A 9,449-nucleotide genomic window follows, 5' to 3' on the forward strand; every position below is an offset into this window, starting at 1 on the left:
CGACAGCCGTCGGCCTCCCGGCCGGTGGCCGAGAACCACGCCGCCGCCCATCCCAAGCCGCCCGTCCCAAGCCGCTCGTACCCATCCGGCGCCGCCGATCCCAAGCCGCTCACTCCCGTCCGGCGCCCCGAAAGTTCCCCGTGTCAAGGGGTTGACCTGGGGCGGTGGGGCTCCTAATGTCCTCGCACCTCCCGGGGTACATCGATTAACCAATCATTAACCGTCTGGTTGGAGACATCCCGCTGTGCGCTCCTCGCTGACTCGGCGCGGCCTTCTCGCCGCCGGCTCCGGCCTCGCCGCGGCCGCCCTGCCCGCCCTCGCCGGCTGCTCGTCGCTGGCCGCGGCGGACTCCGATCCGGACACCCTGGTCGTCCACACCCAGTTGGGTACGACGGCTCCGGGCTCCCCCACCTATCTCTCGGCGCTGGACCGGTTCCGCAAGGAGAACCCGGGCCTGAAGCTGAAGAACCTGATCAACGGCGACGACCTGGGCCAGGTCTACGAGACCTCGCGCCTGGCCCGCAAGGAGGCCGACGTCGTCATGGTCAACCTCTACGACAAGACGCTGGCCTGGACGGACGTGGACGCCACGGTCGACGTCGGCCCGTACCTCGATGAGTGGGGGCTGCGTGAGCGCGTGCTGCCCGCCGCGCTGGCGGCGTGGACCGATGCCCGCGGGCGGGTGCGGGCCTTCCCGTACTTCGCCACCAACTGGCCGGTCGCCTACAACCGGGCGCTGCTGGACCGGGCCGGCGTCGATGCCGTGCCCACCACCGGCGACCAGCTCATCGCCGCCGCCCGCAGGCTGCGCGCCAAGGGCATCGCCCCCGTCACCGTCGGCGGCAACGACTGGACCGGGCAGAAGCTGCTCGCGCAGATCATCCAGACCTATCTCACCGAGGACGAGGCCCGGCACGTCTACTCGACGGGGGACTTCGGCGGCCGCGCGGTGCGCGACGGCATCGACTACTTCGTGGCGCTGCGCGACGCCGGCGTGTTCGCGGACAAGGCACAGGGCCTGACCTCCGACTCGATGACGACGCAGTTCAATACCGAGGAAGCGGCGATCCAGTCGGCGATGTCGTCGGCGCTCGCGAAGGTGCCCGAGGAGGTGGCCCGGCACACCGAGGTGGGCGGCTGGCCGCTTGGGCCGGGCGCCGCGCACGACAGGCCGACCGTGATCCGGGCCTTCACCCTCATCGGGTTCTGGATCAGCCCGAACGGCGTGCGCAAGATCGGGCACGTCGAGAAGTTCCTGCGCTTCATGTACCGCCCGGACACCGTCTCCCGGTTCGTCACCGAGAGCGGCCGGGACATGGCCGTGCGCACGGACACCGTCAGCACCGGCTTCCCGCTGGTCGCCGCGGCGCAGCGGCTCGGCGGGGACGTCAGCCAGGTCCTGCTGCCCGACGTGTACGTGCCGCCCGCCGCCACCCAGCCGCTGATCACCGCCACCAGCACCGCCTTCACGTGGGGCACCGGCGCGGCCAAGGTCCGCGCCCTGCTGGAAGCCGCGTACCGGTCCGCATGAGCCGCCGGCCCGCTCCCCCGTTCCCCAAGCCCCCGTACACGGGAGTCCTCGCATGACGACGCTGACGTCACCACCGGGCACCGCCGCGGCCCGCCGCACCGCACCGCCCTCCCCGCGCACGGGCCGCGGCGGCCCACGGCAGGGCGGCACCGTCCTGGCCGTGCCGGCCCTGGCCTGGTACCTGGTGTTCATGGTCGGGCCGATGCTCGCCATCTTCGTGATCGCGGCCCTGCACTGGCCGGGCATGCTGCAACCGGTGTCGTTCGCGGGTCTCGGCAATGTGCGCACGGTCCTCGCCGACCCGGTGTTCTGGGACGCGACCCGCAACACCGCGGTCCAACTGGCCGTCGCCCTGCCCGTGATGATCGCCTGCGCGTACATGCTCGGCTACTACGTGGCGCAGCGCCCGCCGGGCCACCGGATCATCCGGTATCTGCTGTTCGTCCCGGGGCTGATCTCCACGCCCGCGAAGGCGATGGTGTTCTACGCCGCGCTGTCGCCGGACGGACTGCTCAACGGCGCCCTGAAGGGCCTGGGTCTTGGCTCGCTCACCGATGCCTGGCTCGCCTCCCCGTCGACGGCGCTGGCCTGTCTGATCGCGCTGGACGTCTGGAGCGGGATCGGGTTCACGGCGGTGCTGTTCGCGGCGCGGCTGAACAGCGTGCCGGACGAACTGGGCGAGGCGGCGCAGCTGGACGGGGCCGGGCACTGGCGGACCATGTGGGCGATCCACTTCCCGGTGATCCGTGACTATGTCGGCGTGGTGACGATGCTTCAGTTCCTGTGGACGCTGTTCGGCTCCGCCCAGCACGTGCTGCTGCTGACGCAGGGCGGCCCCGGCACCTCATCGACCACCCTGTCGTTCCTCGTCTACCAGAAGGCGTTCATCGCCGCCGACCTCGGCTACAGCCAGACCGTCGGCGTCATCCTCTTCCTCGCCGGACTCGTCGGGCTGCTCGGCATCCGCCGCGCCTTCCGGCAGACCTACTGATCGGAGCAGCCCCATGAAGCTCGGCAAACGCTGGCTCCCGGCCCATGTGCTGGTGTGGACGTATGCGGTGCTGCTCGTCGTGCCGCTGTACTACTTCGTCGTCTCCGCGTTCAAGACCAACGACGAGATCTTCGGCCGCCCCTTCGCGCTGCCCTCGTCGTTCTCCTTCGGGAACTTCAGCACGGCGTTCAGCGGCGCCGACCTCGGACTCGCCGTCGTCAACTCGGCCCTGGTGACGGTCCTTTCGCTGGCGCTGACCCTGCTGCTCGCCGTGCCCGCCGCCTTCGCGCTGGCCCGCTCCAGGGGGCGATGGGCCTCGGCGATCGAGAAGGTGTTCTCGCTCGGCTTCCTCATCCCCACCTTCGCCGCCCTGTTCCCCACCTTCCTGCTGGCGGCGGCGACCGGTCTCTTCCACACCCGCACCTTCATGGTGCTGTTCCTGCCGGCCACCGCGATGCCGCTGTCCGTGGTGATCCTCGTGCAGTTCATGCGGACCGTCCCGCGCGAGATGGAGGAGGCCGCCCGGATGGACGGGGCGTCGACCTACGCGGTGCTGCGGCACGTGTACACGCCGATGTGCCTGCCCGGCATCGCGACCGTGCTGCTGCTGAACTTCCTGACCTTCTGGAACGAGTACCTGTACTCGCTGGTCATCATCGGCCCGGACCCGGCGCAGCGCACCGTTCAAGTCGCCCTGCCCACACTGAAGTCGATCACCGGCACGGACTACGGTGTGCTGACCGCGGGCACCGTCCTCACCCTCGTCCCGGTGTGGGTGGTGTACACGGTCCTCCAGAAGCGGATGCAGCAGGCCCTGGTCAACGGGGCGGTCAAGCTGTGAGCGAGACGGCGCGGAAGGCGGGCCGGCGGCCCACCATCAAGGCGGTGGCCGCGGCGGCCGGGGTGTCGACCGCCGCGGTCTCGCAGGCGTTCAACGACAAGGGCCGGCTGTCGCAGGCCACCCGGCGGCGCATCCTGGACGCGGCCGTGGAACTCGGCTGGTCCCCCAGCGCGTCCGCGGCGGCCCTGCGCAGCGCCCGCACCCGTGCGCTCGCGCTGGTCGTGCGGCGGCCCACCGACGTCCTGGGCGCCGACCCGCACTTCAGCGAGCTGATCACCGGCATAGAGGGCGAACTGGCGCCCCGCGGCTACGGCCTGGTGCTGCACCTGGTCACCGATCCACGCGAGGAGAACGCCCTGTACGAGCGGTTCGCCGCCGAGGGGCGGGTGGACGGCGCCGTGCTGACCGACGCGCGCGCCGACGACTCCCGGCCCGCCCTGCTGGCCCGGCTCGGGCTGCCCGCGGTGCTGCTCGGCGCGCCGGACGGCTCCACCGGCGTACCGCGTGTCGGCCTGGGACAGCAGGGCGCCGGGGTCCGGGAGGTGGTGGAGCACCTGGTGGGCCTCGGCCACCGCCGGATCGCCTATGTGGCGGGCCCGGCGGAGCTGCAGCACACCCGGCTGCGCCGGCAGTCGTTCGAGACGGCCCTGAAGGCGGCGGGGCTGCGGCCGTTCGCCGTGCTGCACACCGACTTCACCGAGCGGTCTGCGGTCGGCGCGACCGAGGCGCTGCTGGCCGCCGCCGGCCGCCCCACGGCGATCGTGTACGCGAACGACTCCATGGCCGTGTGCGGCATCGGCACCGCGCAGCGCGCCGGGTTCGGCGTGCCGCGGGACCTGTCGGTGGTCGGCTACGACAATCTGCCGCTCGGCCGCTGGCTGCATCCCCGGCTCACCACCGTCGACCAGCAGGTGCAGCGCGTCGGCGCCGCCGCGGCCCGGCTGCTGCTCGCCCTGTGCGGCGAGGAGGTCGTGGAGCTGCCGCTGGGCGACAGACCGCGCCTGGTGGTCCGCGAGTCCACAGGACCGGCCCCGGACCTGCCCTAGGGGGCCTGTGCCGCCACGCCTGCCGTTCCCCTTTTCTGTACGCCCCCGAAAGTCCCTCACCCCCCGCACCCGCACCGACCCGAGAAGGACCATGCGACGCCACAGCGCCCAGCTCTCCCACCACCCCGCCGTGCTGCCCTGGCTCGGCGCCAACTTCTGGTCGCGCACCGGCGGCCCCCTGATGTGGCGGGACTACGACCGCAAGACCGTCCGCGAGGAACTACGGGTCCTGCGCGACCACGGCCTGACGATGACCCGGTCCTTCTTCTACTGGCCCGACTTCCACCCCGAGCCGCACCGGATCGACGAGTCGCTGTGCGCGCACTTCCGGGACTTCCTGGACGCGCACCAGGAGACCGGCATGGGCACGGTGCCCACGTTCATCGTCGGCCACATGTCCGGCGAGAACTGGGACCCGGCCTGGCGCGGCGGCCGTGACCTGTACGAGGACGTGTGGATGGTGGGCCGCCAGGCCTGGTTCGTGTCGCAGATGACCCGCCGCTTCAAGGACCATCCGGCGGTCACCGGCTGGCTGATCACCAACGAGATGCCCGGATACGGCCGGGTCTACCAGGTGGACCCGCCGTCCTCCGACGTGGTCACGGCGTGGGCCCAGGCGATGTGCAACGCGGTGCGCGCCGCGGGCGGCACCCAGCCGGTGTCGCTCGGGGACGGGGCCTGGGGCATCGAGGTGACCGGCAACGACAACGGTTTCTCGCTGCGCGAGACCGCCGAGTACGTCGACTTCGTCGGCCCGCACGTCTACCGCTCGGACACCGACCGGACCCGGCAGCACTACCGGGCCGCCTTCGAGTGCGAACTCGCCTCCGTCACCGGACAGCCCGTCGTCCTGGAGGAGTTCGGACTGTCCACCGACACCGTCTCGGCGCGCAACGCCGGGATCTACTACCGCCAGACCCTGCACAACTCGCTGCTCGGCGGCGCCACCGGCTGGATCGCCTGGAACAACACCGACTACGACGACCTGTGGGACCGCTCCCCGTACGACCACCACCCCTTCGAGATGCACTTCGGGATCACCGACGGCACGGGCGCGCCGAAGGAGCCGCTGCGCGAACTCGCCGCCTTCGCCGAGGTGCTGCGCGAGGTCGACTTCGCCCGCTGCGCCCGGGCGGACGCCGACGCCGCGCTGGTGGTGCCGGCCTTCCTTGAGCGCGGCTACCCCTACAGCAGGCCCGCCGACCGGCCGCTCATCTTCACGTCCCTGCACCAGAGTTACGTCAGCGCGCGGGCCGCCGACCTGCCGGTGGCCCTGAACCGGGAGGCCGACGGGCTGCCCGGCGAGGCCGCGCTGTATCTGCTGCCGGCCACCCGCCAGCTCACCGCCCGCACCCGCCGGGAGCTGTTGCGCAGGGCCGAGGCGGGCGCCACCGTCTATCTGTCGTTCTGCTCGGGCGAGCACCCCGTCACCCGCGGTCCCTGGTTCGACGACCTGGACGGACTGTTCGGGGTGGAGCTGCAGTTGTCGTACGGCGTCGCCGAGCCGATCGAGGACGATGTGCTGGAGATGACGTTCACGGAGGACTTCGGCGCCCTGCGCGCGGGCGAGGTGCTGCGCTTCCCGGTCGCCGGCAACGCGGACAGCCGCGCCTATCTGCCGGTGGTCCCCAAGGAGGGCCGCGTCGTCGCGGTCGACGCGCGGGGCCGTCCGGCCCTGCTGGTCAACGAGACCGGCGCGGGCCGTACGGTGCTCGCCACCTACCCGCTGGAGCACATGGCCGCCCGCACCCCGGGCGCCAACCCGGACCGGACGCACCGGTTGTACGCCGCGCTCGCGGAGGTCGCCGGGGTGCGCCGGCCGGTGACGGTGGACGATCCGCGCGTCGCGGCCGACCTGCTGATGCACGCGGACGGCCGGCGCTTCGTGTGGCTGGTGAGTCAGTGCCCCACGACGCTGCGGGTGACCCCGGTCAGCGACGGCACACTGCACGTGCCGGCCTCGGGCGCGCCGGTCACCGAGGTCACGCTGGAGCCGTACGGCGTCGCGGTCCTGGAGCTGCGGTGAACGCGGCGCAGACGGGCGCGGCCGGGCCGGGCGCGCGCTACCGCGATCCCGCGGCGCCGATACCGGAGCGGGTGCGTGATCTGCTGTCCCGGATGACGCCGGCGGAGAAGGTCGGGCAGGTCAACCAGCGCATGTACGGCTGGCAGGCCTATGAGCGCGACGACGGCGGGCACCGGCTGACCGAGGCGTTCGAGGCGGAGGTCGCCGCGTTCGGCGGGATGGGCGCGCTGTACGGGCTGCAGCGGGCCGACGCCTGGTCCGGGGTCGGTTTCGGCTCGGGCATCGAGGGGGCGGACGGTGCCCGGGTCAGCGCCATGGTGCAGCGTTATGTGGTCGAGCACAGCAGGCTGGGCATTCCGGTGCTGCTGGTGGAGGAGATGCCGCACGGCCATCAGGCCCTGGACGGCACGGTGTTGCCGGTCAACCTGGCGGTCGGCGCGACCTGGGACCCGCAGCTGTACGCCGAGGCCGCCGAGGCCGCCGCCGCCGAACTGCGGGCCCGCGGCGGGCATGTGGCCCTGGTGTCGGCGCTCGACCTGGTCCGCGACCCCCGTTGGGGGCGGGCCGAGGAGTGCTTCGGGGAGGACCCGTATCTGGCGGCGCGGCTGACCGAGGCGCTGGTCGAGGGCGCGGACCGGGCCGGGGTCGCCGTCGTCCTGAAGCACTTCGCGGGCCAGGGCGCCACCGTCGGCGGGCGCAACAGCGCCGCCACCGAACTCGGTGTCCGCGAGCTGCACGAGATCCATCTCGCGGCGGCGCGGGCGGGCCTGCGCGCCGGGGCGGCCGGTGTGATGGCGGCCTACAACGAGTTCGACGGCCTGCCGTGTGTCGCCAACCGCGCCCTGTTGTCGGGGCTGCTGCGAAAGCGGTGGGGTTTCGACGGCATCGTGATGGCGGACGGCGGCGCGGTGGACCGGCTGGTCCGGCTCACCGGCGATCCGGTGGCGGCGGGCGCGCTGGCCCTCGACGCGGGCTGTGACCTGAGCCTGTGGGACGAGTGTTTTCCCCGGCTCGGGGAGGCGGTCGAGCGGGGCCTTGTCGACGAGCGGGCGCTGGACGCCGCCGTGGCCCGGGTGCTGACCCTGAAGTTCCGTCTGGGTCTCTTCGACCGGCCGCACACCCCCGCTGTGGCGCCTGACCGGGGCGGACCCGATCCGGTGGAGCTGAGCGAACGGGTGGCCCGCGCCTCGATCACCCTGCTCACCCACGAGGGCGATGTGCTCCCGCTGTCCCCGGCGGTGTCCCGGATCGCGGTGCTGGGTCCGAACGCCGACTCCGTCGCCCAGCAGATCGGCGACTACACGGCGCCGCAGCGTCCCGGCGTCGGCATCACCGTCCTGGACGGCATCCGCGCGGCGGCCGGCGACGCCGAGGTGGTGCATGCCCGGGGCTGCGACCTGGTGGGCGGGGATGTCTCGGGGGTGCCGGGGGCGGCCCGGCTCGCGGCCTCCTGCGATGCCGCCGTACTGGTCCTCGGCGGGTCCAGCGCGCGCTCCGGGGACACCGTGTTCGACTCCAACGGGGCGGCGCTCGTGACCGCCGGGCCGCCCTCCCAGATGACCTGCGGGGAGGGCGTCGACCTGGCCGATCTGTCGCTTCCCGAGGGGCAGTCGGCGCTGTGGGAGGCGGTGGCGGCGACCGGCGTGCCGACGGTCGTGGTGCTCGTCCAGGGCCGTCCGCACGCCCTGCCGGCGCACCCGGGTACGGCGACGGCCGTGCTCAGCGCCTGGTATCCGGGGCCGTGGGGCGGGCGGGCCGTGGCCGATGTGCTGTTCGGCCGTGCCGAGCCGGGGGGCCGGCTCCCGGTCTCCGTCCCGCGCTCGGCGGCACACCTGCCCGTGTTCTACAACGGCAAGGACCACGGCTACCGCGGATACGTCGACCAGCCGGCGAGCGCCGCCCATCCGTTCGGCCACGGCCTGTCGTACACGACGCTCGTGCACGAACCGCCCCGGCTGTCCCGCGACCGCGTGAGCGCGGACGACCCGAAGCTCGTCTGCCGGGTCACCGTCCGCAACACCGGCCGCCGTCCGGCGCGCGAGACGGTCCAGCTGTATGTGCGCCGGGTGTCGGGCGGCACGTCATGGCCGCGCGTCCGGGAACTGCGCGGCTTCGTCCCGCTCGACCTGCCCCCGGGTGCGAGCGCGGAGGCCGTCTTCACCGTCGACGCCGACACCCTGGCCTCGCTGGACCGGGATCTGGAGCAGGTCGTGGAGCCGGGTGAGGTCCTGCTGGAGACGGGTCCCTCGGCCGATCGCACCCAGGGGGCGCGACTGCGGATCGACGGCCTTGCGGCGAGACTCCGGGCGAGGTGAATCCCAGGCCAAGATCGGGGAAACCTCCCGGCCGGGCGGAACACTTCCGGGCCGTGCCGTTGTTGAGGCGCATGATCGATCACGCCACCAGGTGGTCGGAAGAGGAAAAGAGAGATCCATGTTCCACCGCATCCTTGTCGCCGTCGACTCCAGCCCCGCCCGGCACGCCGTCGTCCGGCTCGCCGGTGACATGGCCCGGCTGACCGGTGCCAAGGTCAAGGTCCTGCACGTCGCCCCGTCCACGGCCACGCTCGCCGCGGTCGTCCCCCTGGAGGACGACACGGAGGCCAAGGCCGTCCTCGACGAGGCCGTCCGCGCCCTGCGTGACGCGGACGTCGACGCCGAGGGCGCCCTCACCGAGGGACTGACCACCCAGATCGCCGCGACCATCGCCGCCACCGCCGAGGAGTTCCAGGCGGACCTCCTGGTGCTCAGCCCGCACCACCGCGGTTCGCTCGAAACCCTGTTCAACCCCCGGGTCAGCGACGCCGTCGCGCACATCAGCCGCGCGGCGATCCTCCTCGTGCCCGAGACCGCGGAGGGCACCGGCACCGACAAGGACTGACGCGATCGAGGTCGTGGGGGGGGGGGGGGGGGGGGGGGGGGGGGGGCGGGGCGGCCGCGGCGCGGGGGGGGGGCGGGCGCGGCCCCCCCCCCCCCCCGCCGCCCCCCCCCCCCCCCCCGCCCGCCCCCGCCCCC

At 73.0% G+C, this 9,449-nt stretch carries 7 protein-coding genes; all 7 read left to right on the plus strand.

Annotated features, from left to right (window positions below; translation table 11 throughout):
* Nucleotides 1-244: 244 nt before the first annotated feature.
* The 7 genes from ACIRFL_RS28170 to ACIRFL_RS28200 all read left to right on the plus strand — a co-directional run bounded on the left by ACIRFL_RS28170 (nt 245) and on the right by ACIRFL_RS28200 (nt 9,315).
* On the plus strand, nt 245-1,531 hold the full coding sequence (locus tag ACIRFL_RS28170) for an ABC transporter substrate-binding protein (RefSeq protein WP_404033804.1): 1,287 nt from the start codon (nt 245-247) through the stop codon (nt 1,529-1,531).
* 52 nt (nt 1,532-1,583) lie between these two features.
* Nucleotides 1,584-2,522 (plus strand): carbohydrate ABC transporter permease, encoded by a 939-nt coding sequence (locus tag ACIRFL_RS28175; protein WP_404033806.1) that lies wholly within the window; start codon nt 1,584-1,586, stop codon nt 2,520-2,522.
* Between the two features lie 13 nt (nt 2,523-2,535).
* Nucleotides 2,536-3,363, plus strand: coding sequence for a carbohydrate ABC transporter permease (locus ACIRFL_RS28180; RefSeq protein WP_404033808.1), 828 nt, complete (start codon nt 2,536-2,538; stop codon nt 3,361-3,363).
* Nucleotides 3,360-4,409, plus strand: a complete 1,050-nt coding sequence (locus ACIRFL_RS28185; protein ID WP_404033810.1) for a LacI family DNA-binding transcriptional regulator — start codon at nt 3,360-3,362, stop codon at nt 4,407-4,409. The genes ACIRFL_RS28180 and ACIRFL_RS28185 overlap by 4 nt, the downstream gene beginning before the upstream one ends.
* A 91-nt stretch (nt 4,410-4,500) precedes the next feature.
* Complete coding sequence (locus ACIRFL_RS28190) at nt 4,501-6,435, plus strand: cellulase family glycosylhydrolase (protein WP_404033812.1); 1,935 nt, start codon at nt 4,501-4,503, stop codon at nt 6,433-6,435.
* Nucleotides 6,432-8,750: a glycoside hydrolase family 3 N-terminal domain-containing protein gene (locus ACIRFL_RS28195; RefSeq protein ID WP_404033814.1), complete on the plus strand. Its 2,319-nt coding sequence runs from the start codon at nt 6,432-6,434 to the stop codon at nt 8,748-8,750. Before ACIRFL_RS28190 ends, ACIRFL_RS28195 begins: the two co-directional genes overlap by 4 nt.
* A 118-nt stretch (nt 8,751-8,868) precedes the next feature.
* Nucleotides 8,869-9,315, plus strand: coding sequence for a universal stress protein (locus ACIRFL_RS28200; RefSeq protein ID WP_404033816.1), 447 nt, complete (start codon nt 8,869-8,871; stop codon nt 9,313-9,315).
* Nucleotides 9,316-9,449: the final 134 nt, after the last annotated feature.

The sequence above is a fragment of the Streptomyces sp. NPDC102462 genome, from assembly GCF_044765425.1.
Taxonomy (GTDB): domain Bacteria; phylum Actinomycetota; class Actinomycetes; order Streptomycetales; family Streptomycetaceae; genus Streptomyces.